This window comes from Egbenema bharatensis FJBBOT/2019, assembly GCF_048077055.1.
GTDB lineage: Bacteria > Cyanobacteriota > Cyanobacteriia > Elainellales > Elainellaceae > Egbenema > Egbenema bharatensis.
Genome location: NZ_CP182236.1, coordinates 2,614,755 through 2,637,502 on the forward strand (window position 1 = coordinate 2,614,755; position 22,748 = coordinate 2,637,502).

Below are 22,748 nucleotides of genomic sequence, written 5' to 3' on the forward strand. Positions count from 1 at the left end.
AGGGGGATCCTGCCTAAACCTAATGCCATCCCCACCCCGACAACTCCCTATGCCCTATCTCTACACTAAAACCAGGATAGCCGGGGACTTCTTGCGGAAAAATCTATCTATTGAGTGAGGAGTGAGGAGTGAGGAGGGGAAGAATGTTTCTGTAGCGCAGGCATCTTGCCTGCCCGTGGGACAATCGCAGGGGAGCACCTGCCCGTGGGACGATCGCAGGAGAGGCAGCCAATTAGACAATTAGACAATTAGACAATTAAAAGTTTGGATAGAGTGCCTGAGCCAGTCGGGCAATGCCGATTTGAATTTGGGCGGTTTCTAGCTCACTGTAGCCAAAAATCAACTCATGCCGATCGGCGGGAGTCAGGTAATGGGGTTGGGCTAACATGATGCCGACTCCAACTTGTTCGGCCCGTTGCACCAGTTCTGCATCACTCCAGTGAGTTTGTAAGCGCACCATGAGATGCATCCCTGCTTTGTCTCCCAGAATGGTGATCTGTTCACCAAAGTGGATTCGCAATGCTTGCACTAAAGCCTGGCGGTTTTGATCATAAAACGATCGCATTTTCCGAATATGGCTTTCCAAATGTCCTTCGAGAATAAAGTCGGTTAGTACTCGTTGATCGAGTAATGGTAAATGTCGATCGCTTAACCATTTTGCTTGAGCTGTAATCGATACAAGAGAATGAGGGAGCACCAGATAGCCAATTCGCAGCGAAGGAAACAGTACCTTAGAGAAGGTGCCAATATAGATCACGGCATAACTCTGACTCAAACCCTGTAAGGCGGGAATCGGACGATCGCCGTAACGATATTCGCTATCATAATCGTCTTCTAAGATCATGGACTGCTGTTGCTCTGCCCATGCCAGTAGCTCTAGCCGACGCGGTAAAGATAGGGTTGCTCCAGTGGGGAACTGATGGGAGGGCGTGATATAAACCAACCGAACGGGGTAAGCGATGGGCTTCGTTAATGTTTCGACTTGCAATCCAGCTTCATCGACGGGGATGGGTAGTAATTTCGCTCCATGACTGAGGAAAATTCGCTGCGCACTGAGGTAGCCTGGATCTTCAATGGCGATCGTATCTCCGGGGGTGATCAATAGCCGCATCATCAAATCCAGGGCTTGCTGGGTGCCGTTGGTAATGACCACTTGCTCTGGAGTACATTGCACAGCCCGAGCCCGCCCGACGTACTGGGCAATGGCTTCCCGCAGGGGACGATAGCCTTGCATATCCGTGGCATAGTCCATCCAGTCCAGCGATCGACTATGGCGGGAAAGTAGCCTGCGCCAGACGGGCAGGGGAAAGCGATCGAAGGCGGGTCTGCCATAACGAAAGCAGATGGGCTGGTCTGGCTCTGGTTGTAGCTGAAACGAAGTCTGAGCTAAGTAGTCGCCGTAGGATGAGAGTCGGATCGGGGACTGGGATGGGCGATCGCCTGGCTGGACAGGGGCAGAGTGCAGTAGTTCATCCGGCAGTTGCGAACAGACGTAGGTGCCTGAGCCTTGTATCGTTTCCAGATACCCCTCGCTCAGTAGCCGATCGTAACTCTGTGTCACTGTCGTCCGAGAAATCCCCAATAACTTCGCCAACGATCGACTGGAGGGTAGACGGTGTTGCGGCAAAAGTCGTCCTGTCAGGATCGATCGTCTTAGTTCCTCGTAAAGCTGCTGGTGGAGGGGGATGGGGGAGTGGGGGTTGAGGGAGAGGGGAAAATCCATTGGGGGGCATGGAGAATGGTAGGGGCAATTCGTCAATCACCTGTACGGCAGCCGGACTGTAGCGCAGGCATCTTACCTGCCAATAGGAGAGCCAGACTGTAGCGCAGCATCTTGCCTGCCATTTGGGGAATCGGGAGGAAAGTGGACTGGTGTTATTGTACAAAATTGGCTCTTGTAGAAGTCCAATTGAATCCATAGGCTAGGAATTATTGCCCATGAGTGAATTGATGAGGGATTTATCAATGATGACCCAAAGCCTTGTCCAGGTCAGGATTGCTGATTTGGAGGAAGATCTTTTGCTGGCGGAACACTTTTATCAAATGTGGCTGGATCTGGAGATTCCACCCGACGCGATCGATCCCGATTGGCGTACTGTGATCTGCCAGTTCATGATCCAGGCACGTCAGAACTTGAACTACCGGGCCTTTGTGGCTGAGGTTGAAGAAGGGAGCGATCGACGGGTTGTGGGTTCCGTCGGATGCCAGCTCTATGCCGGACTATACCCCAACATTCTCCAGCCCAGCTATCGACAATACGGCTACATTTGGGGCGTTTACGTGGAGCCCGCCTACCGCAGACAGGGGATTGCAACCCAACTGACCGCTACAGCGATCGACTATCTCAAATCAATTCACTGTACACGCGCCATTCTCAATGCATCTCCGTTAGGACAACCAGTATACGAGCGGTTAGGGTTCAAGGAAAGTAATGTGATGCAGTTGGAGTTGGAACATGGGGCACGGTAGAGGCGATTCGTGAATCGCCCATCCAGAATCAAGAAGAGGCAAGGACAATTCGTGAATCACCCCTAAAGGGAAGTAGGAAGTAAATAACCAAGATCAGTTAAACAGAATAGAACAGGAGAATAGAGAGTAAAATGACCACCGAGCAGAATAGGTTAAACCCAGAGAAACTAACACCTACAGATCGATCGCAGATCAAGCGACTCCCCCAGCGAGGAGAATACGATCGCCAGGTAATTTACCAGATTTTAGATGAAGGATTGATTTGCCATGTGGGATTTGAGGCGAATGGGCAACCGTTTGTGATCCCGACGGCCTATGGCAGAATAGGAGATCGACTATACATTCATGGTTCGCCGGCCAGCCGGATGTTGCGTACCCTGAAAAAGGGAATTGAAGTTTGTGTAACGGTGACGCTGCTAGATGGTTTAGTTTTGGCGCGATCGGCTTTTCACCATTCCATGAACTATCGATCGGTGGTGGTGTTTGGGACAGCAACCTGGGTTGAAAGTGAAGCGGAAAAAGGGGAGGCACTCAAAGCCTTTACGGAACATATCATTCCCGGACGGTGGGACGAGGTAAGACAACCAACGCCGCAGGAAGTGGCTGGAACACTGGTGCTGTCTTTGCCCCTGACGGAAGCCTCTGCCAAAATTCGATCGGGCCCACCAATCGATGATGAAGCGGATTATGCCCTACCTGTTTGGGCAGGGGAACTCCCGCTGAAATTCATGGCTCTGTCCCCCATTCCTGATCCCAGGCTGACCTTAGATGTACCAATTCCGGGCCATGTGGAGAACTATGGGCGATCGATGTAATAACCAAAAGGTTTAAACCACATCCTAGTAATCGTACGGTGTATCTGGCTCTGGAATTTCCTCCAGTGACTTTGCCTGAATCACCAACTGTCGCCTACCATTCAAGGTTTCCGTCATCATTTCCCCCTCCACCCGTAACCACATATCCGGAGGATAAGCCGATCGATCGCCCTCCGGTAATTTCACAGGAATCCCCACTGGGTAGGCATCCGCTGCACAACAGGTGATGACAAACCGGGAAATCACAAAGTAATTTTCAGGGATTTCATTGGAATGGATCACAAACCCTTCCACATTGGCGGGTTGTCCGGCATAGGCATCCGGTTCTGGGTAAACGTTTAGCGTTCGCACCCATTCCACCAACGATCGCTCCGATGGACTGCTGGAAGACCGGAAGGATTGGGGCTGCGATCGGGTCATGGTGAGCGAATCGGTCACCCCACGATCGAGGGCAACCTGACTGGCGAACGGTCGAGGCGTAAATTGCAAGCCAAACAGAGCCACAATCAGCAGTAAGGCACTACTCCATCCGGGTGGAAACAGCGAAAAATGCTGGGGTGAAATTAGATCCCCAGAGGGGGTTCGGAACCGTCTAAAGCGTGAGGGCAACTGAATTGCCTTGAACACCGCCACCCCCACCAGGAAAAAGCCGGCCGAATAAGCCAGCCAGACATAACCTGGGTGCAGCAGCACATTAATCCTTCCGGTGATCCAGAACCTCAGCAGCAACGCTCCCCACGCCAGCATGGTCACTGTATCCAGTAAGGGCAACCACAGACTGAGCTTTTTGCCAGACGATCGACGTTTTCGACGGGGAGTAGTGGGTTTTGCGCGAACGGTCATAGGGAACTTAGGAGTAGGAGTAAGGAGTGGTGAGTGGGAAATCAACGGGACAATGCCCACCAGCAATCATACGGTCAACTTCAGCTTTGCTGATTAACTAATGTACAAATTGACGATTAGCGTCAGCAGGAAAGTCAGTTGACCCGCCAAGACAAACAAATAGACGATCGCCCGGCCCCGAAACACCGATAGGAGAAGGGCAATATTTTTCAGGTCAATCATGGGCCCGAAGACCAGGAAGGCCAGCAGGGAGCCAGTGGTGAAAGTGGAGGCAAATGAGAGGGCGAAGAAGGAATCGACGGTGGAGCAGATGGAGACAATGCAGGCCAGGGCCATCATTGCCAGAATCGATGTCACGGTATTTTGCCCCAGACCCAAAATCATTTCACGGGGGACAGCAACCTGAATTAAGGAGGCGATCGCCGTGCCAATAATCAAAATTCCGCCCAGTTCCCGCAACTCCTGCACAATGTTATCCAGCATCATCTGCAACCGTTCCGGCATGGGACGCGACAGGACGGGATTGGCAGCAAGGGTGGCCATCTGAGTTGGATTGCCATCTAAGCGCAAAGGTGAACCCGATTCACCCAATAGAAATGTGCCGGATTGCAATAAGGCGGAACCTGAATCTCCATTCGTCACGGGGCAGACCTGGGACTCCTCCCTAGGAGCTGGCATGGCCCGAGCCACAGTAGGCTGCATGAGGGGACGCAAATCAGCCTGGGTGCTGAAAACCCAGCCCACGATCGAAGCAATCAATAGCGAAAAGCCAATGCGGAGGAAAACGACCTCCGGCTGATCTCGAAAGGCTGTCCAGGTGGCCCAAAACACGATGGGATTCACCGTTGGGGCGGCCAACAGAAACCCGATCGCCATTGCGGGAGGCGCACCCTGCACCATTAACCGTCGTGCTACAGGTACGTTGCCACATTCGCAGACTGGAAAAAAACAGCCAATCAAACTCCCTGCAAAGGCTGAAATCAGGGGATTTCGAGGCACTGCTGCCACCAGCTTGCGCTCATCGACAAACAGCAAAAGGATACTGGAAAACAGCACTCCCAGCAGCAGGAAGGGCATGGCCTCAACCAGCAAACTGAAGAACAGTGTCAGCGCGTTGTTGACCTGATTCATGGGCATTTATGCGTGAAGAGCAAATCGGGGATCACAGAGCGTCCGGTTGGGGATCAAATCACGACATGCTATTGTAACCGATCGCTGACAGAAGGCAAGGGATGGCGCGTGCCCCCATCCCCTGATGCCCTCCCTCAAAACTCCTAAAATCATTGTGCTGCATAGGCTTGGACTGCCAACACCAGATTTTCTGTCCAGTGCTGAGTCAGTTCCGCATTTGCCGCCTCCACCATGACCCGAATCACGGGTTCCGTCCCAGAGGCCCGTACCAGAATTCGCCCCTGATCGCCCATTGCCGCTTCTGCCTGGGTAATGGCCGATTGCAGAAGGTCGTTCTGCTGCCAGTTGAGCCGTCGATCGCGGTCTTCCACTCGCACATTCCGCAAAATCTGGGGGTAGGATTGGAAACTCTGGTTCACCATTTCTGTCAGGCTGGTTCCCGACTGCTTCACCAGGGCTGAAAGGTGCAGGGCGGTCAGCAACCCATCGCCTGAAACGCCATAGTGAGGACAGAGGATATGCCCCGACTGCTCTCCCCCTAGCTTGGCTCCCCGTCGCTGCATTTCGGCATGAACGTACTGATCACCGACAGCCGTTCGTACCAGGGTTCCTCCCTGCGCCTGCCAGGCCCGCTCAAAGCCCAGATTCGCCATCACTGTCGAAATAATCAGATTTTCTGGCAGTTGGTTCGCCTGCTGAAGCGCATTTCCCCACAGATAAAGAATATAGTCTCCATCCACGATTCGTCCCTGGGCATCTACCGCAATCACCCGATCGGCATCTCCATCAAAGGCAAAGCCCAAATCGGCTCCTGACTGCTGTACCGTCGCTTGCAGTAATTCAGGATGGGTGGAACCACAGTTAACATTGATGCGATCGCCATCGGGTTGATCGTGCAGACAGATGACTTCAGCTCCCATCTGACTGAAGATCATCGGGGCCAGCTTCGCAGCGGCTCCCCAGGCTAAATCTAAGACAATCCTTAGCCCTTCCAGGTTTAACCGACTCAGGAGGGGGCCTGAACCGATGCTTGATAGTGATGAATTAATTCGGGGCGGCTGTAGTGTTTCCCCCAGGAGCGATGGAGTAGATTAACCGGATTGGCGTGGAGTGTCCCGCGTAAAGCGGCTTCAATTTCGGCTTGCAGGTTAGCATCCAGCTTGGCTCCATTTGCCCCAAAGAATTTAATCCCGTTATCCTCTGGCGGGTTGTGGCTGGCGGAAATCATCACACCACCCAGGGCGTGGGTACTGCTGGTTAAATGGGCCACCGCAGGGGTTGGACAGAGTCCCACATTCCAGACCTCTAATCCAGCGGCCGTCAGCCCTGCCGACAAAGCCATTGCTAGCATATCGCTAGAGTTGCGAGAGTCTTGCCCGACCACGATCGCCCCAGGTTCAGTCGAATGCGATCGCAGCACTTGCCCCGCCCAAAAGCCGACCTGCATAGCCAGCGGAGCCGTCAACAAATCCCCCACTCGTCCCCGGATGCCATCGGTACCAAATAAGCGAGTTTTTGGCAGCTTTACCCAACCCCACGGAGCTGTTTCTAGCTCTGGAATGGGGTGATCAACATCGGGGCGATCGATAGCGGGGCGATCGATCATCGCATGGGTTGCTTGGCTGACGGTTGCAGGACTTGAACTTTCGGTCGCGGCAGGAACCTGAGAGGAGGAGAGCCGAGTCTTCTCAGAAGGCACAGATGATAGTACCATAACGTTTTCACTCCATACATCACACTCAAAGCGGAGCATAGCACGGTTGTTCACGAAGCGCACATCAACAGGGACACCCGTAGTGACACTTGAGATAGCCCTAACAATGGCACCGATCGCAGCATTCCGCATCCTACTAAGTAAACAGAACTGTCTGGCGCAACGGCTCTATTGACTTAATTCACTCTCTTTAAAGTTTTGCGATTTTGGGTAGTGCGAATGGTAGCAAAAGGCACAAGTTTAACCGAGCTGTTTGCTCACTGTGATTATATGGCGAAGAGAGAAAATTGGCCCTGGTATTTTTGCGTTTCTGAGTTTTGCGATCGCCCAGGCTTTCCAGAAGGCGATGATGCCTGCACTATGGTTGGCTCAAATCGCTGCATCAAATTTTTCTTCATCCTCTACGAAATAGTGCTATCCGGGGTGGGTGAGTCAGCCTCCTGCTTCTTCCTCGTAGAGTAGAACCGCTGGCGTTTGCCGTACCTGTTCTCTGAGCGGAAACACCTTTTGAACTAACTCATTGAATTGGGCGTAGTTTGGCACCTCTGCGGTGGGTACATATCCTGCATCTGACGCAATATCGGCGGGAGCATCCAGTAAGGTGCGTTCAATTTCCGCTTGGAGATTCCGCTCGACGGTCGGCCCAAGCAGCACTAGACCCGGTGGAATCCAGCGGCTGGTATGGAGAATCCGGAACTCAGTTTCAGGAAAATCGCGGCGATGTTGTTCAAAATCTCCCATCGACAACGCGCTGGCATCCACTGTTCCCTCACTCAGCCATTGCAGTGCCGTCCGAGGCGTGGGGGCAAACTGGATTTCCTGAAAAACTAACCCATAAAGGTCATAGATCGGGAGATAGTAACCTGCTGCTGATCCCGGTTCTCCTAAGGCGATGACTTTGTTATTTAAGTCCACCAGCGTTTCTGCCGGACTTTCAGCCCGAACGATCATTAAAGACCGGCGAGCACTATCGATTTCCTCTAGGGCGAATAGCGGGATGTAAAGATTTTGATCGATGGCGATCGAGGCTAGCCCTGGTGGTGCAAACACAATATCCCATTGCCGCCGTTCAATTTGCTCCAGGGCTTGAATTTCGTTGTAAGCCGGTTCCAGTTGGACGAGCGATCGTGTTTGTTCGGCTAAATATTGCTGAAGGGGTTCGTACCGTTCCAGGGAGATTTCTCCTTCATCGTAGCTAACGACTCCGATCGTTAACTCGTTAAAGCCTTGCGCGTCCGGTGTTGGATTACAACCAACGCCTAGCAGCCCTACTAATAGTAGTTTAGCGAACAAAATTCGATGAACAAACATAGTGATATCACAAAGATATGGCAAAGGAAGGGGGGCAAGCTGTCAACTCATTGGGTCGGATTCAAAGATTGTCTTAAGAAGAATTTTCTTCAAGTGAAAAGGGGCTAAGATTGAGTCACGTTATAGCTACAATGTACCGCCTGGAAAAATCTGAATCCCTTAACTTTTTTAATATTTTTTGACCCGGAAACTGCGTTTGACGATTGTGTTGAACTCCAGCGTACGAGTTCCGCTGGATCATCGCCAGCTCATCTACGCCAGATCATTGATACTAAGCCATTTTAGATGTGCCAGATTTAGACCAGATTTAGACCAGCACTCAGATATGCCAGCTCATTATGCCGCCCCATTGCAGCCATGAACAAACTTAAAGCGTAACGGAATTGAGCATTGCGAAGTTGTAGCGGTAAGCAATCGCTATACCCAATTGTTTACAAAATTGTCATTCAACCGCCTCGATCGCCTGATCGGCAAGTCTCAGGCGTTGTATGCAAAATCAAGGATGCAACCTGAATATCTGAAGTCGTAGCAGAAGGCAAGAAATATGAATAAATGCGAAGCCGTTTTAATTCTTAATTTCAACTCCGAAACAATTTAGTTTTAGTCTAGCCGTGTGATGATGTTAAAAAACTTTAGTCTAAGACGAAAATTTACAATTCTGCTAACAATAATTCTTGTAGCAGGTTTAACCCTCAGTGGCTTAGTTCTCTCCAGCGTTCTCAGGCAAAATGCCCGGAATGATGTGGCCGCCACCGGGTTAATTTTGATGGAAGCAATGGGATCGGTGCGCGAGTACACCAGTACCCAAATCAACCCGGAATTAGCCGATCGCCTCGAAGAAGTATTCCTGCCGCAAACCATTCCAGCTTACTCAGCCCGCGAGGTGTTTGACCTCCTGCGCGGTCATCCGGAATACCGCGATTTCTTCTACAAAGAAGCAACTCTCAATCCCACCAACCTGCGGGACAAAGCCGATGGATTTGAAACTCAAATTGTCGAGCGATTTCGGGACAATACTAGCCTCCGAGAAGTCAGCGGTTTTCGTTCCGTTCCCAGCGGCAAGGTATTTTATATTGCTCGTCCGTTGATCGTGCCCAGCGAAACCTGTTTAACGTGTCACAGTACACCCGATCGAGCACCCAGAAGCCAGATTGAACGGTATGGGGCAGCGAATGGATTTGGTTGGCAACTGAATGAGATTGTGGGAGCCAGAATGGTCTCTGTGCCGGCCAGTCGTGTGATTAATAAAGCCAATCAGTCGATCTTGCTAATTCTGGGCATCGTTTCGGGCATTTTTGTGGCAGTGATTCTGCTGGTGAATGCAATTCTCAATCGTCAGGTGATTCGTCCCTTGAAGCGCATGACTCGCGTTGCCGAAGAAGTCAGCACTGGACATACCGACTTAGAGTTTGAGCAGCTTTCTAACGATGAAATCGGGAATTTGGCCCGCGCCTTTAAGCGAATGCAGTTGAGTCTGGAAATTGCCCTGAAGCGACTGAACCGCAACACGCACGGCGGTTGAGGAATGGAATCAAGGATGATTGGGGATGGACTGCTTGGGGGTGCATCCCAATTTGCATTTTCCTGGACTCACGAGAGCAATTTCCGTCTGAACTCTAATCCAGCCTGGGGATCAGGAATTTCCTGCGCCAGAATTTCTACAAATTGCTGTAAGCTAACCAGGGTATGTTCAGCAATGGCTTCCTCAACCACTAAACCTGCGATCGGGCCAATGTAGTAGGCCAGTTCCTCTCTACATCGCTTCACAAAAACCGGATGCAGAGCTGGATGCAGGTTAGGTGGTACTGGGGCTGGGGCTGGATGGGAGGATAGATTGTGTCCCGGAATATTCTGGAGGGGCTGGGGCGGCTGGGGTGGATAGGAGGGTGGAGTCACCAGGGTCTCAGCATGAGCTGGTGCAGCACGGTGAGGTGGAAACTGCGTTTCTATCCCATCTTGGGAAAAGTCCACTTCGTAGGGCGATGCCAGTAGCGTTTTGTCGTCGGCATTGGGGCGAGGCTGATTTAAGCCTTGAGCAGCGGAGCGGGCTGTAATTGCTGCCAATACCTCCTTAGCCGACTGAAACCGTCGCCCTGGAACAAACTCCAGCATCTTATCCAGCAACTGTTCCAGTCGATCGCTGACTCGCGTATAGGGGTGCCAATTCCAGGAATCCCCATTGGCATCGAGCAAGGCTTCGGGGGATTGCCCAGTAAGCAAACATAGGGCTGTTACGGCCAGGGAATAGAGATCAGTGGAGGGATAAACCTGTTTGCCTGCGATCTGCTCTGGGGGTGCGAAGCCAAGGGTGCCGAACACCAGGGAATTACTTTTAAGGGGGACTCCCGTTGTCACCTGTTTCACGGCCCCAAAATCGATCAGATAAATACGCCCATTTTGATCCCGCATCATATTACTGGGCTTAATATCCCGGTGAATGGCTCCGCGATCGTGAATAAACTGCAACACAGGTAACACCTGCTGCATGATCTCCAACACGTCCGCTTCGGAAAACCTGCCATTTTGCCGTAATTCTTTATCTAAATCTCGCCCCTGCACATACTCTTGCACCAGATAAATATATTCCTCTGGTTCTCCTTGATGGGGATCAGAAGCACGCGAACCTGTAAAGCCAGGAGCCGTTAAGCCGAAGTAAGCAAACAGGGTCGGAATTTGATGATGATTGTCCCCTAAAACTTCTAAAATTTCTGCTTCTCGACGGAATGCCCGTTTTACCCCTTCCACCTGATTGGGAGCAAGATGATTACGCAATTGCAATTGCTTGATCACACAATGACGCTGCTTGGCCGATCGCAAATCTAATCCTAGAAAAGTTGTGCCAAAAGCTCCACCCCCCAGGCGTTCGAGTGGCAAATACCGTCCATCCAAAACGAGCGGCATGGTGCAAGCAGCACAATAACGTTGCTGTACTGTCCTGAAGAAGGTGCCGTCATCTAAATCAGGGATGGCATTAACCGGATCTGGGCAATTTGGACGAGTGCAATAAATGTCCATCTATAAAACTTATTAAATCTGAACAATCAATCGCTTGGGGTGAAGGTAAATTGTGAGTTGTGCAAAGGTAAATTGAACCGACAAAATACTTCAGCGCGGGGCACTAGCTACTAAATGCTGCAATCCCAACCAGCAGGATAGGGGAATACTCAATTTGGTGATTCACCATCATTGCATCCGGCTAACCCTGCACCTAGCTGATAATGCATCTTGTCAACCATTGACTCGCCTCAGATCAGTAAGCTCTGATTGAAGTATTAGCAGCTATAATACCCTTTACTCAATTTATACGGTCTGTTAGAGCCAAATTCCTTAAACAAACGCTGAAATGAAACAATCGATCGCCCAGCCCGATTGCGGATGAGTCTTTCTCCATTGCAACTCCAATTGTAGTGTAGGCTGAAAAAGGAAATCGTTTGCTGTGTACTAAGGGTTATGGATGATCGTTTACTTCCTGTTGTCTATCTCAGTATCTTGGTGACGCTGCTGGCCATTGCAAGCTGGTTTTTGTTTCGGCAAATTTTGAGGACTCGTCGCACTGAAAGCACTCTGTCACGGTTGCAGAGCAAGCTGAGTAAGGAAAAAGGCACGGCTCAGGAATATTACGAACTCGGCAGCATTCTGCTAGACAAGCGGCTCTATGCTCAGGCCATTGCTCAATTTCAAAAAGCTTTGAAGTCCAAAGATCTAAAAGACGACGAAAACGCGGCACTGATTTACAACGCTTTGGGGTATACCTACACGGCCCAAGAACAGTTTGATCTGGCAATTAAGCAATACAAAGAAGCATTAGATCGCAAGCCAGCTTACCCCACTGCCCTCAACAACCTGGGGTTTGCCTACGAGAAAAAGCAGCTCACGGCGCAAGCGTTGGAAGCCTATGAAGAAACTTTAAAAATTGAACCCAAAAACGCCACAGCCAAGCGGCGAGCAGAGTCCTTGCGACGGCGATTGGTTCCTTCTTCCTAGACTTCATCCCACGCCAACAGCAGCAATGCATTGACGATCGCAGCGGCTACCGGAGAGCCTCCCTTCCGTCCTTCCACCCGAATTTGAGGCACTGGAAGCTGGGCCAGGGCAGCTTTAGATTCCAGCACCGAGATAAAGCCCACGGGAGCTGCGATCGCCACAGGTGGATAGGCTGCCTGCGATCGCCAATCCTCACATAACGCTAATAGGGCCGTGGGAGCATTACCAATCACGTAGATTGCCTGGGGATAACGCTGCCAGCAGGAGAGCATTCCCGTTTCGGTACGGGTTTTACCTGGCAGAGCGACCTCGGCTTGCTCCACTGCACAAATGATGGGATTGCCAAAGGTTTTACTCACCAGGGTGGCAATCCCCTGTTTGACCATACTGACATCCACCACGATCGGCACCGATCGCCGCATCCCCTCGATCGCTCCTTCGATCGCCCCTGAACTGAACTGAACGAGATCTTTGAACTCAAAATCGGCAGTACTGTGAATGATTCGCCGGACGATCGCATATTCCGCGTCCGTCAGTGAGTGCGTTCCAATTTCCCGATCAATCACCGCAAAGCTTTGCTCCAGGATGGGATGGTTCAGGGCAGCCGCCTTGCAGGATTGATGGGTTTTATTTGATCCAGAGCGTGATCCGGGTGATGATCCAGCCACTTAAAACTCCAGTGTTGCCCAACCTGACTCTCGGTAGTAGCGAGTCATGTCATCAAACTTGCGCAGTTCAGCCCGATGTACCCACATTTCCTGGGGTGCGTGGGTTTCTAGCCAGTGGTCATTCAGGGCAATCAGGTCTTGCGCCAGGCGATCGTGGTTTGCTGCCCCTGCGGGTTCACCGAAATATCCCAGGGTAATGTGAGCCGTAAAGTTATATTGCTGCTCCACCCCCAGCGCAATCAACTCTGGAGATTGATAGAGCATTCGCCGCATCAGCAGCACCCGGTTATAGGACTCTTCATCTCTGGGAACCAGGCAGACTCCTAAGGCGCGAGTTCGTAGAAATAACCCAATCACCTGCCAGTAGATCGGCTGATCTGCCTGAACCATTGCCTCACTCTTTTGAAACACCTGAGCTACACAGGTCTGAAGCCGTTGCTCAAACTCTGGCGTATCTTCACAGGCATGGTGATAGGCACTGGCCCAAACCAGATCGGCCAGGGTGAAGTGGAAGCTATCCACAGGCAAAGGAACCAACAAGCCTGGCTCTAATCGCTCTAAGATTTCGCTTTGATAGGTTTGCAGATGTTCATAGAACTCCGCATTTTTGCCATCATCGACGCAGGGCGGACTGATGACGGTATAGCCCGGAAACGGCGCAGGTTCAATCCCTCCGCTGGCAAGGGGCTGAAACTTTGGCGAGGGCTGGATGAACTGCACCTGAGATTGAAACGTCTCAGGCAAGGTCATACGGGCCACTCGATTTACATAAACCTGGTAAGTGTCGTCCAATCTGGCTTACCTCGAACTTCAACGCTGAAAAAGTGTATTGGGAAGATTTCCTTAATGTACCGGGAATCTGGACAAAACGGGGAGGTGGGAGGAAGAAAAGACAAAAGTGAAGCTGGTGGAAGGCAGCGTGGGAAAGGGAGCAACCTATTAATGTTTAGATATGTAACGCCTCCTGAAGGATGGAATATCTCACTTTAGGACTAAATGCGTTTGTGTTTTGTAGAAAATCATTCATTTGGGAGTGAGGAGTGAGGAGTGGGGAGTGGGGAGTGGGTGGGTGGGTAAGTTGGGGGTTATCCTTCTGCCTGTTGTCTTTTGGTTTGGGATGCCCATTGCTGGATTCGATCGACGGTAATCAGGCATTGCTCAGAGGGATAGGGGGTGGTGATGTCCCTGGTGGGTTGGAGCAGGGTGTTGGGCGATCGGGGGTTGAACCGTCCCAGGGCGGCGTAGCTGAGGAGTCCCAAATATTCTCGAACGGCAAGGAACGATCGTTGGCTTTGTCCCACAGCATCTGGTAGAGGTTCGATGTGGGGGATGACAGAAAACCCAAGGCTTTTGAAGGTGAGCCAAGATCGCAACATATGGGGTGGATCGGTGATCAAAATAATTTGATTGATGCCTTGAGGCCCCAAAATCCCGGCGGCGGAGTAGGCTTCTGATTTAGTCGTGCGAGCGCAGGCTGTGCCTGAAAGTGCCTGGGTGGGTAAATCCTGTTGTTCGAGCTTTGCAAAGACCTGAATGCTCTGGTGGCGACCCGTCACAAAAAGTTGGCGGACTCGACCGCTGTTGAACATGGAAATTGCCGTATTGTAGCGATCGCCCTCGATGTTGCGGCCACGGGAAAGGACAACAACAGTATCCGCAGCCTGCCCGGTGTCCTGAGGCACCAACTGCACCAGTAACCAGGTCGCAGGGATCGAAAATAGGGGTGAAATGGTGAACCAGTAGCCTGCCAGTAGAATGATCCCCCCTTCACCACACGCTGTCTGAGGGGGGAAGAACTGACCAGGAGCAGGAGGATTCCCATGACCACCAGCAGGGTGAGGGTGATGAGTCCAGGATTGGTCAAGCCGTTGTAAATTCCCCAGGAGAAGCGCGTCCAGCGAACTCCTACCACAGAGCGCAGCAGGTCTAGCATGGGTAGTCCGTATGGGTACGTCAAAATAGAGGTGGCGGGTCAGGCTAGCTCAACCCAATCTCAGTAGATCGAAAATGGATTGCATTCACGGCAACGCCTGCTGTTGATCCCCCTAAATCCCCCTTAAAAAGGGGGACTTCAAACCTTTTTCGGCTCGGTTCCCCCTTTTTAAAGGGGGCTAGGGGGGATCTAAACTGGGTTTGCGATCTACTGAATCTATAGAATTTTTAACATTGAAATCAGGAATCGTCTGGCTAGAAAGCCGATTCAACATCAGTTCTTTAAATTCAGGTCTTTGGAGTTCAGGTCTTTAAGGTTCAGTTTTTAAAATTTCTGATCCGGCGCACATAGCCTGAGTCGATCGCATCTTGCAACAGATCCAGCAGGCGTTGATCCGATTCTGATAGGTTCTGGGTTGTCCAGCGTTGAATTTGGGTTTCCATGCCCGGCAGGATTTCTCTTTGTTCCAGAACCGATCGGACATCGGACTCTAGCAAACGGAACTCTGGACGACAAGCGCGATCGTTGAAGGTTGATACCATGCTAGGGAAAGGTTGGTTTGAAACAAAATATTGCTACAAATAGAAATCCACCACTGGGCAAGGGTATTCCCGAAAGTAGGTGAATTTCTGCTGTAGAACTGCTTTAATCCAAACGGGATAGATTACCACAAGGAGAGAACGATGGGATTGGGTGTGTTAATCGATGGCAAGTGGGTTCCAGAACGGGAACAGGAGGATAACCAGGGAAAGTTTGTCCGTCCTTCTACGACGTTCCGCAATTGGATCACGGCGGATGGTTCCAGCGGTTTTCCGGCAGAAGCCGATCGCTATCATCTCTATGTGTCTCTGGCGTGTCCCTGGGCACATCGCACCTTAATCATGCGCCAATTGAAGGGATTGACGGATGCGATTTCCGTCTCAGTGGTGGATCCGGTGATTGACCAAAATAGCTGGGAATTTTCCAATGCGCCAGGGAGCATTCCCGATTTCGTCAACCACACAGAGTACCTCTGGCAGGTTTATCTCAAGGCAGACCCAGAGTACAGCGGTCGGGTAACGGTTCCGGTGCTGTGGGATAAGCAGACGGGCACGATCGTTAACAATGAGTCCCGCGAAATTATTCGGATGTTGGATACGGAATTCACGGGGGTTGCCAATGAAGTTGATCTGTATCCAGCGGAGTTGCAGGAGGCAATCGAGCAAACGATTGATGCGATTTATCAACCCGTGAATAATGGCGTGTACCGGGCGGGTTTTGCTACGACTCAATCTGCCTATGAGGAGGGAGTAACTGACCTGTTTGCAGCCCTTGACCATTGGGAAACTGTCCTGGGACAGCAGCGGTATTTATGCGGCGATCGGCTGACGGAAGCGGATATTTGTATGTTCACAACGCTGTTGCGGTTTGATTCGGTTTATTATGTACATTTCAAGTGCAATCTACGACGAATCGTTGACTACCCCAATCTGTGGGGCTATCTTCGGGATATCTACCAGCATCCGGGTGTGAAGGAAACTTGCAGTTTAGAGCATATTAAATTGCACTATTACAAAAGCCATCCAAAGGTAAATCCAACCCGGATTGTGCCGAAGGGGCCAATCCTAGATCTGGACGAACCGCACGGACGCGATCGATTGTTTGCCTAATTTGCTTCTTGCGCTTCCCTGTTTTCCAGTGTGTGCATCTACCACTTTGGGAACAATAAAGAGGGAGTTAGAAGTTATTTCATGCGCCTGATTATTTTTATTTTGGGCTTAGTCCTGGGACTGGGAACTTGCCTGCGGTTTGATCACTTAGACCAAAAAATCTACTGGTATGATGAAGCCTTTACTTCATTGCGGGCAGCGGGTTACACCGAGGTGGAAGTGGTGCAGCATTTTGCTGACTCTTCAGTGGTGACCGCAGCCGAACTTCAGCAGTTTCAACAGCCCAATCTACAGCGGAGGTTAGGCGATACCTTACACAGTCTGGCGATCGAAGATACCCATCATCCTCCCCTGTACTATTCTCTGGCCCATCTCTGGATGCGAACGATCGGCAGTTCGGTGACGGCGATGCGGAGTTTATCTGCCCTGTTAAGCCTGCTTCTGTTTCCAGGGCTGTACTGGCTCTGTAGGGAATTATTCGGCACAAAGGATGCCCTTTGGGGGCACACGTCCGGCTGGATGGCGATGGCTTTGGTGGCAGTCTCTCCCTTCCACATCCTCTATGCTCAGGAAGCCCGACAGTATAGCCTCTGGGCAGCGATGACGGCGATCGCCACGGCGGCTTTGCTACGGGCAATCCGGCGGAATACGGTGGTCAGTTGGGGGATCTATGCCCTGACGTTGACCCTCAGCTTCTACACCTTTTTGTTTGCTGCATTAACGGCGATCGCCCACGGCATTTACGTGCTGGTGATCACACGATGCCGATTCAACTCAACCTTGAGGCGATACTTGCTGGCTTCGCTGGTGGGGACAGTCATCTTCTTGCCCTGGGCCTGGATTGTGGCGACGAATCTAGAACAGGCTCAGGCGGTAACGGAATGGACAACGCACCAACGGCCGTTGCTGGGGTTGGTTAGCAGTTGGGCCAATATCTTAGGAGAACTGTTCTACAACCGGGGAGAAACGATCGTCGATCGCGCCCTTCAGGCAGGCATGATTGCTCTGATTGGTGTTGCCTTCTATTGCCTCTGGCGACGGACTCAACAGTCGGTCTGGTCCCTGGTGGTTTTGCTGACGGCAGTTCCAGCCCTGACGCTGATGGTGCCTGATGTATTGCTGGGGGGCCATCGATCGGCTTTTCCCCGCTACCTCACGCCAACGTTGCTGGGAATTCAACTTGCTGTTGCCTATTTGCTAACGCTGAAGGCAGTGAATCCAGGATCGCAAGCTAAAGCCAGTCAGGTGTTCCTGTGGCGATCGATTCTGGCGGTGGTGATGGTGGGCGGGCTGATCTCCTGTATGGTCACGGTTCAGGCTCCCAGTTCTTCTATTAAATGGTTGAATGATATTAATTTTGAAGTCGCACCGATCGTCAATCAGGAGGCAAATTCCCTGCTGATTAGCGATACGGCCACAGCTGATTTACTGTCCCTTAGCTATTCCCTCGATCGAGATGTAAACTTGTTCCTGCGACCACGCTGCTATACCTGTCGTCTGGATGCTCCAACGGGAATTGACATGAATGTGCTAGAGATTCCAGAGGGATTCTCATCTGTGTTTTTGTTTCATCCCCGAAGTACCAGTGAGTGGCGGCGATCGCTGCAAACAGTCTCCGGCTTCGAGTTTGAGCTGGTTCCCACCGGGGAAGATCAAGCCCTCTGGCGCGTGCGGCGATCGGATGATGCAGTGGACTCTTGACCTATGAAGGCGAAGGGAGCATGTCACTTTTGTCGCCCTCACCCTAAATCCCTCTCCCAAAGGGCGAGGGACTTCAATCCGGCTCCCCTTCTCCCTGTGGGAGAAGGGGTTGGGGGATGAGGGTCAGACTTGCAAACGTGACATACTCCCAAGGCGAATCCCTCCACAAAACCTCGAAGGAGGTAGGGCGGGTGTCCCTAGAACTTGAAGGTTGTCCGTACGGTGGCAATAAAATCATTACCGTTGGCATTGTCCTGGTTAGGAGCCGTTAGCCAAATCACTCCAGGCGTGATGGAAATATTGCTGTTAATTTGGTGGCGGTAAAAGGCTTCGATGTGGAAGGGAATGTCTGTCTCGAACTCATCTGGACTGCCGCCTTCAAACCGGGTTAAGTAAGGCTCTGCCCCAACCACCAATCCCAACAGGTTGCCTTCCTGCCCTAAATCTGGGAAGGCAAACGTCAGGGCATAGTTGAGAATCTGTCCATCGCCTTGTTCGATCAAACGAGCATAGGTTGCACCAAACCAGCCGCTAATGGCAAACCCTGGACTGGGTTGAAAGGTTGCCTGCACGCCGTAGGAGTTGGTAATGACTGGATCAACGTCAAATAAACGCTGGGCAGAGAGGCGAGTTTGACCCGCTAAGGTATTGGCAACGGCTGTCCCGGTGACTGCAAACGAGTTGTAGTTGAAGCCATAGCGTCCACCTGGGAAATAAGCGTTGATATAGGTGGCTGCAATGCTGAATTCTTGAGCCGGAGTCCAGGTGATTTGTCCGATCGCCGAATAGCCGCCATTGAACAGCCCTCTGCCATCTCTGGGATCGCTCAGGGTCAATCCGTCTGCCAAATAACCGGCTGACAGCCTGAGTTGCTCACTCAGAAAGTAATTCAAGCCCAGACCACCGCCTGACCCCAAGCTGTAGATGGCATTACGTTCACCAAACACCGAGATTGCCCCTGTGCCGCCATCATTGTCATCCAAGTAGGGGTTAAGGGTGGGTGCAACGGCATAGAGAGGCAAAAAGCCACCGGGCGCAACGGTAACGAGCAACTGTTCTCCAATGGGAAAAGTGTAGGCGAGGGTGATGAGCAAGATGTTGTTGTTCGTATTTGCCCCGAACTGGGATGACAAGGTTCCTTCGGCACTGGGAATCTCAATTCCCCCCGCTCTAGTTCCAGGAAGATTGAACCCGACTCCTAACGCGGGAACATTCCCTGCCCAAAAGCTGGTCAGTAGCAAATCTCGTCCGGTGAAGCTGGTTAGAAAGTCGAGACTGACGCGATATTGCCCGACCGTCACGTTCTCACTACCGCTCTCGCCAAAGACATCTGCCACCGCAAAAATAGCGGTTCCTCCCAATCGGGTGGTGGTGGAGAATTGGTTCTCCTCTAATTCCGCTACACGAAATTCCAGCCCATCGACTCTGGCTCGTATGGTGGCTAACTCCGCTGCAAATTCTGCTTGCAGACGCTGTAGGGTTGCCAAATCTTCCTGGGTTGCCAGGTCGGCGGTGCTGGCTGCGAGCAATTCACTGATGCGATCGAGACAGGCATTCAGACCTGCGGCAAATTCATAACGAGTCAAGGCACTTTGTCCACGATAGGTGCTATCGGGATAACCCACAATGCAACCGTATCGCTCCACCAGCGATTGCAATGCCTGATAGGCCCAATCAGTGGGTTGTACATCCGAGAGTTGGGTGACTGAAGTGACTTGTCCCATTGCATCCAGTTCTGTCCCAATTTCCTGAGTGTCTGACAGATTCAGGTCAAGGCGATCGACAACAGATGGATTTTCTTCAAGGGGCTGGAACGATTCATCCGTCTGTTGATCTGTAACTGAATGGTCGATCGATGGTACGTCAGCGACTGTATCTGACGTGCTTAATTCAGCAACGGATAGAGGTGGGGAGATCAACACTTCGGTTTCGATAATTGTTATATTACCGTCATCTAAATGAGTTTGCGTTGTGGAGTCGATCGCGTTACTCTCAAGTTCAGTTAGCTGTACAAAGTTGCTCAGGAAATCATGTCCAAATCCCTCTAGGAGTTGATCAGAATCAAGTTCGTGGTTCTGAAATTCAGGTAACTCACTGCTGCTTCCCTCTGCGGCACTGGCTGGAGCTTCTACCAGTATTGATAGGGCAAAGACGATCGGCATCAACATGGGCAGTGTCAGTAGCCATTTACTCCATTCGCTACTCCAACCGTTACTCCGTCCATTACTCCAAACGGTATGATTTAACATTTCCCTCACCCACTTTAAGGTTTGTAATTGTCACTTGAATGTGTTTTTCCAAGAAAGAAAATTGGGTGTATCCCACTTTTGCATTTGCATGATGGATAGTTCACTGGCAGGCAAGATGCCTGCGCTACGGAAATCGATCAATTCGCATAAATAGGATGCTCCCAATAAAATTCAATAAAAACTGATATAGCTATCCTCCGTAGGATTTGAACGGGGTGCAGGGGTAAAACCCTGGCGTGGGGGCGTTGTCCCTACCCCCTTGCTCACAAACAATTTGTGAACGCTATAGAAATTTCTAACTTCTATCTCTATCTAAGCTTCGATCGGGCGTTCAGATAATCGTTTTTCCTTTGCTTGTTCTTGTAGTTCCATCAGGTTTTCCAGCTCTTTGTTTAAGAAGTAGTTTAGAAAGGTGCGAATCAGGGCAATGACTCCCAGTTGAATCAAAGCTTGTTGGGAAGGGGCGATCGTGGTGGCTAAAATATCTGCTCCTAATTGGAATTCCAGAGCTAATGCCAACCAGATACCAAAACTAATTCGTAGTTGAATAAATGGAAAGTCAACATGACGGCGGCTGATCTTAATCGCAAATTGAATCGCTTTAAATACCCCAAGCAAAACACAACCCACCGAGAGCGATTCCAGCAGAAATTCGCCCAGGGTTGCTATCCCAATTAGTACATCTTCAAGAGATTCAAACCATTCCATTGTCTTCTCCAAACTAAGCTGCTGAAATTAAGAGCCTGCAATTAAAGAGCCTGCACTTTCTCTCTTTCTCTCCTGGCACGTTTACCAAACTCAGCCGCAACGGGCATCACAATCATCATCCCAACCAGCCCTGCCGCTGCTAAAAAAACCAGCACATCCGGTCGATCGCTAAAGTTTCCAGTGGCAACGGTAAAAGCAGCCGCCATATTACGTTGACCTGTGCCTAGAGCCAAAACTTTTCTAGCATCACTCCCGGAACCACCCAGAAAGTAGCCAACGGCTGTAGCAATTACAACCAACAGCGCGATCGCAAAAATTGCGCCACTGCCAAACAGCCCTAAAACATTACCTAAGTTCAATCCAAGCATCAGCACCAGCAGTAATGCCAAACTCACATTCGAAATTTGGGTGAAGGGATGAAGAATGGCTACTGCGGTGTCCTGATACCGCGCATTGATCAACAAGCCAATGACTAGTGGCACTAAAATTTCCAGAATGAGGGTAATCGCAATGCTGAATGCATTGACTTCAACGCCAGGGAGGAGTAGGGGCAGCACAAGCGGCAGATAAATCACCGTCGTGATGACCAGGAGAGTCATTAAACCAACGCTAAACGGCACATTACCTTTGGCAATTTGAGCCAATTTGGGCAAGAAGGGGGCACCTGCTGCCGCTGCCAGCAAAATTAATCCAATTTGATGCTCAAGCGAAAGCGGAATGACTCGTGACAGTATCACGGCTGCGATCGGCACTACCCCAAAATTGACCAATAATGCCAGAATCACGAGTCGTTGATTGCGAAGGGAATTAAGAATTTGTGGAACGGTCAAAGTCAAACCCATGCTGAACATACTGGTGACGACAAACGTCAGCGTAAATAGATTTGAAAGAGTCTGTAGAATCTCAGCCATTCGTGATCTCCCTGTAGTTCATAATTACGCCTAATCAAGTCTCTAGATTTAATGTCTTTCAACGTTGCTTCTGCGCTCGGTTAACAAATATCCAATGATTCCTGGTATTACAAGAGTTGTGATAAAAATGGTGGTTGAAGTGCTGAGCCGACTGGAATAGGAGCGGGCTTCTTCCAGTCCAGCGACAATAAATTCTGCTGTGACATTGACCGCGAAAATTCCAGTAGTTAATGCGCTTACCCTAAAGAGAAACATTCTCAGGGGAGGAACATGGGGATTATGTAATTTTCGACCCAATAGCATTCCAGCAATGAAACCTGCCACACCCTGCAATCCTAGCATCAGCAAGCGAACTTGAAATTCAGGAGGAGCATCCGCCTGGGATTCTGACAGCACAGCACTCGTACCAATGATGACACCCGCGATCGCCCCTACTGCCGTCCACCAGAGCGACGGCTTGGTGAGTAGAGTACAGGCGACAGCTAAACAAGCCGCCACCAAACTACAGACGATCGCAGCCGGCACGGGAGGTAAGGCTCTAATCACCAGCAACGATACAGTTCCTCCCGCTACACTGCCAAACACCATCAGCAGTTTGTCAGTAGAAGTTGCGTTTTGCTCAAAGTTTTGCATGGGTGTCGCAAGTGATTGTTAATTAATGG

At 50.9% G+C, this 22,748-nt stretch carries 19 protein-coding genes and 1 pseudogene; 6 read left to right on the top strand and 14 right to left on the bottom strand.

Features of this window, described 5'->3' with window-relative positions; all coding sequences use genetic code 11:
• Positions 1-256: 256 nt before the first annotated feature.
• Positions 257-1,723 carry a MocR-like pyridoxine biosynthesis transcription factor PdxR gene (locus ACM1PF_RS12110; RefSeq protein WP_416674805.1) on the bottom strand — a complete coding sequence of 489 codons (1,467 nt, stop codon included), beginning with the start codon at positions 1,721-1,723 and terminating at the stop codon, positions 257-259.
• A 242-nt stretch (positions 1,724-1,965) separates the two neighbouring features.
• Here ACM1PF_RS12110 and ACM1PF_RS12115 point away from each other — a divergent pair, with 242 nt between their 5' ends.
• Positions 1,966-2,469: a GNAT family N-acetyltransferase gene (locus tag ACM1PF_RS12115; protein WP_416674807.1), complete on the top strand. Its 504-nt coding sequence runs from the start codon at positions 1,966-1,968 to the stop codon at positions 2,467-2,469.
• Positions 2,470-2,600: 131 nt separating this feature from the next.
• A complete protein-coding gene (locus ACM1PF_RS12120; protein WP_416674808.1) occupies positions 2,601-3,284 on the top strand; it encodes a pyridoxamine 5'-phosphate oxidase family protein in 684 nt (227 codons plus the stop codon).
• 24 nt (positions 3,285-3,308) lie between these two features.
• Here the strand turns inward: ACM1PF_RS12120 and ACM1PF_RS12125 are convergent, their stop codons facing one another.
• From ACM1PF_RS12125 to ACM1PF_RS12140, 4 genes and pseudogenes are all read right to left on the bottom strand, one after another.
• Positions 3,309-4,127 carry a TIGR03943 family putative permease subunit gene (locus tag ACM1PF_RS12125; protein WP_416674810.1) on the bottom strand — a complete coding sequence of 273 codons (819 nt, stop codon included), beginning with the start codon at positions 4,125-4,127 and terminating at the stop codon, positions 3,309-3,311.
• A gap of 93 nt (positions 4,128-4,220) precedes the next feature.
• Positions 4,221-5,258 (bottom strand): permease, encoded by a 1,038-nt coding sequence (locus tag ACM1PF_RS12130; RefSeq protein ID WP_416674811.1) that lies wholly within the window; start codon positions 5,256-5,258, stop codon positions 4,221-4,223.
• A 149-nt stretch (positions 5,259-5,407) separates the two neighbouring features.
• Positions 5,408-6,864 (bottom strand): annotated as a pseudogene (glmM, locus tag ACM1PF_RS12135) (phosphoglucosamine mutase).
• A 540-nt stretch (positions 6,865-7,404) separates the two neighbouring features.
• Complete coding sequence (locus tag ACM1PF_RS12140) at positions 7,405-8,283, bottom strand: phosphate/phosphite/phosphonate ABC transporter substrate-binding protein (protein ID WP_416674813.1); 879 nt, start codon at positions 8,281-8,283, stop codon at positions 7,405-7,407.
• Positions 8,284-8,902: 619 nt separating this feature from the next.
• Here ACM1PF_RS12140 and ACM1PF_RS12145 point away from each other — a divergent pair.
• Positions 8,903-9,805: a c-type heme family protein gene (locus ACM1PF_RS12145; RefSeq protein ID WP_416676634.1), complete on the top strand. Its 903-nt coding sequence runs from the start codon at positions 8,903-8,905 to the stop codon at positions 9,803-9,805.
• Between the two features lie 68 nt (positions 9,806-9,873).
• On the opposite strand, the gene ACM1PF_RS12150 is transcribed toward ACM1PF_RS12145, so the two are convergent.
• Positions 9,874-11,298 (bottom strand): protein kinase domain-containing protein, encoded by a 1,425-nt coding sequence (locus ACM1PF_RS12150; RefSeq protein ID WP_416674815.1) that lies wholly within the window; start codon positions 11,296-11,298, stop codon positions 9,874-9,876.
• 435 nt (positions 11,299-11,733) lie between these two features.
• Here ACM1PF_RS12150 and ACM1PF_RS12155 point away from each other — a divergent pair, with 435 nt between their 5' ends.
• Positions 11,734-12,267 carry a tetratricopeptide repeat protein gene (locus tag ACM1PF_RS12155; RefSeq protein ID WP_416674817.1) on the top strand — a complete coding sequence of 178 codons (534 nt, stop codon included), beginning with the start codon at positions 11,734-11,736 and terminating at the stop codon, positions 12,265-12,267.
• Here ACM1PF_RS12155 and ACM1PF_RS12160 read toward each other — a convergent pair.
• The 4 genes from ACM1PF_RS12160 to ACM1PF_RS12175 all read right to left on the bottom strand — a co-directional run bounded on the left by ACM1PF_RS12160 (position 12,264) and on the right by ACM1PF_RS12175 (position 15,410).
• Positions 12,264-12,866 (bottom strand): cobalt-precorrin-8X methylmutase, encoded by a 603-nt coding sequence (locus tag ACM1PF_RS12160; protein WP_416676635.1) that lies wholly within the window; start codon positions 12,864-12,866, stop codon positions 12,264-12,266. The two genes, ACM1PF_RS12155 and ACM1PF_RS12160, sit on opposite strands and share 4 nt — an antisense overlap.
• Before the next feature lie 69 nt (positions 12,867-12,935).
• On the bottom strand, positions 12,936-13,727 hold the full coding sequence (locus tag ACM1PF_RS12165; protein ID WP_416674818.1) for a DUF1868 domain-containing protein: 792 nt from the start codon (positions 13,725-13,727) through the stop codon (positions 12,936-12,938).
• Between the two features lie 293 nt (positions 13,728-14,020).
• Complete coding sequence (locus ACM1PF_RS12170; RefSeq protein WP_416674820.1) at positions 14,021-14,626, bottom strand: YdcF family protein; 606 nt, start codon at positions 14,624-14,626, stop codon at positions 14,021-14,023.
• A gap of 559 nt (positions 14,627-15,185) precedes the next feature.
• A complete protein-coding gene (locus tag ACM1PF_RS12175; RefSeq protein WP_416674822.1) occupies positions 15,186-15,410 on the bottom strand; it encodes a hypothetical protein in 225 nt (74 codons plus the stop codon).
• 141 nt (positions 15,411-15,551) lie between these two features.
• Here ACM1PF_RS12175 and ACM1PF_RS12180 point away from each other — a divergent pair, with 141 nt between their 5' ends.
• Together ACM1PF_RS12180 and ACM1PF_RS12185 are read left to right on the top strand one after the other, a co-directional pair.
• Complete coding sequence (locus tag ACM1PF_RS12180; RefSeq protein ID WP_416674823.1) at positions 15,552-16,517, top strand: glutathione S-transferase family protein; 966 nt, start codon at positions 15,552-15,554, stop codon at positions 16,515-16,517.
• Positions 16,518-16,598: 81 nt separating this feature from the next.
• Positions 16,599-18,218: a glycosyltransferase family 39 protein gene (locus ACM1PF_RS12185; protein WP_416674825.1), complete on the top strand. Its 1,620-nt coding sequence runs from the start codon at positions 16,599-16,601 to the stop codon at positions 18,216-18,218.
• Between the two features lie 197 nt (positions 18,219-18,415).
• On the opposite strand, the gene ACM1PF_RS12190 is transcribed toward ACM1PF_RS12185, so the two are convergent.
• From ACM1PF_RS12190 to ACM1PF_RS12205, 4 genes are all read right to left on the bottom strand, one after another.
• Positions 18,416-20,467, bottom strand: coding sequence for an iron uptake porin (locus tag ACM1PF_RS12190; RefSeq protein ID WP_416674827.1), 2,052 nt, complete (start codon positions 20,465-20,467; stop codon positions 18,416-18,418).
• Between the two features lie 312 nt (positions 20,468-20,779).
• Positions 20,780-21,175 carry a DUF1622 domain-containing protein gene (locus ACM1PF_RS12195; RefSeq protein WP_416674828.1) on the bottom strand — a complete coding sequence of 132 codons (396 nt, stop codon included), beginning with the start codon at positions 21,173-21,175 and terminating at the stop codon, positions 20,780-20,782.
• 41 nt (positions 21,176-21,216) lie between these two features.
• Positions 21,217-22,086, bottom strand: a complete 870-nt coding sequence (locus ACM1PF_RS12200) for a bile acid:sodium symporter family protein (protein WP_416674830.1) — start codon at positions 22,084-22,086, stop codon at positions 21,217-21,219.
• A gap of 48 nt (positions 22,087-22,134) precedes the next feature.
• Entirely contained in the window at positions 22,135-22,719 is a 585-nt protein-coding gene (locus tag ACM1PF_RS12205; protein WP_416674832.1) for a hypothetical protein, read from the bottom strand.
• Positions 22,720-22,748: the final 29 nt, after the last annotated feature.

Coding starts and splice junctions, on each gene's coding strand:
- ACM1PF_RS12110 (WP_416674805.1), bottom strand. CDS start 1,723: ATGGATTTTCCCCTCTCCCTCAACCCCCACTCCCCCATCCCCCTCCAC.
- ACM1PF_RS12115 (WP_416674807.1), top strand. CDS start 1,966: ATGATGACCCAAAGCCTTGTCCAGGTCAGGATTGCTGATTTGGAGGAA.
- ACM1PF_RS12120 (WP_416674808.1), top strand. CDS start 2,601: ATGACCACCGAGCAGAATAGGTTAAACCCAGAGAAACTAACACCTACA.
- ACM1PF_RS12125 (WP_416674810.1), bottom strand. CDS start 4,127: ATGACCGTTCGCGCAAAACCCACTACTCCCCGTCGAAAACGTCGATCG.
- ACM1PF_RS12130 (WP_416674811.1), bottom strand. CDS start 5,258: ATGAATCAGGTCAACAACGCGCTGACACTGTTCTTCAGTTTGCTGGTT.
- ACM1PF_RS12140 (WP_416674813.1), bottom strand. CDS start 8,283: ATGTTTGTTCATCGAATTTTGTTCGCTAAACTACTATTAGTAGGGCTG.
- ACM1PF_RS12145 (WP_416676634.1), top strand. CDS start 8,903: ATGTTAAAAAACTTTAGTCTAAGACGAAAATTTACAATTCTGCTAACA.
- ACM1PF_RS12150 (WP_416674815.1), bottom strand. CDS start 11,298: ATGGACATTTATTGCACTCGTCCAAATTGCCCAGATCCGGTTAATGCC.
- ACM1PF_RS12155 (WP_416674817.1), top strand. CDS start 11,734: ATGGATGATCGTTTACTTCCTGTTGTCTATCTCAGTATCTTGGTGACG.
- ACM1PF_RS12175 (WP_416674822.1), bottom strand. CDS start 15,410: ATGGTATCAACCTTCAACGATCGCGCTTGTCGTCCAGAGTTCCGTTTG.
- ACM1PF_RS12180 (WP_416674823.1), top strand. CDS start 15,552: ATGGGATTGGGTGTGTTAATCGATGGCAAGTGGGTTCCAGAACGGGAA.
- ACM1PF_RS12185 (WP_416674825.1), top strand. CDS start 16,599: ATGCGCCTGATTATTTTTATTTTGGGCTTAGTCCTGGGACTGGGAACT.
- ACM1PF_RS12190 (WP_416674827.1), bottom strand. CDS start 20,467: ATGTTAAATCATACCGTTTGGAGTAATGGACGGAGTAACGGTTGGAGT.
- ACM1PF_RS12195 (WP_416674828.1), bottom strand. CDS start 21,175: ATGGAATGGTTTGAATCTCTTGAAGATGTACTAATTGGGATAGCAACC.
- ACM1PF_RS12200 (WP_416674830.1), bottom strand. CDS start 22,086: ATGGCTGAGATTCTACAGACTCTTTCAAATCTATTTACGCTGACGTTT.
- ACM1PF_RS12205 (WP_416674832.1), bottom strand. CDS start 22,719: ATGCAAAACTTTGAGCAAAACGCAACTTCTACTGACAAACTGCTGATG.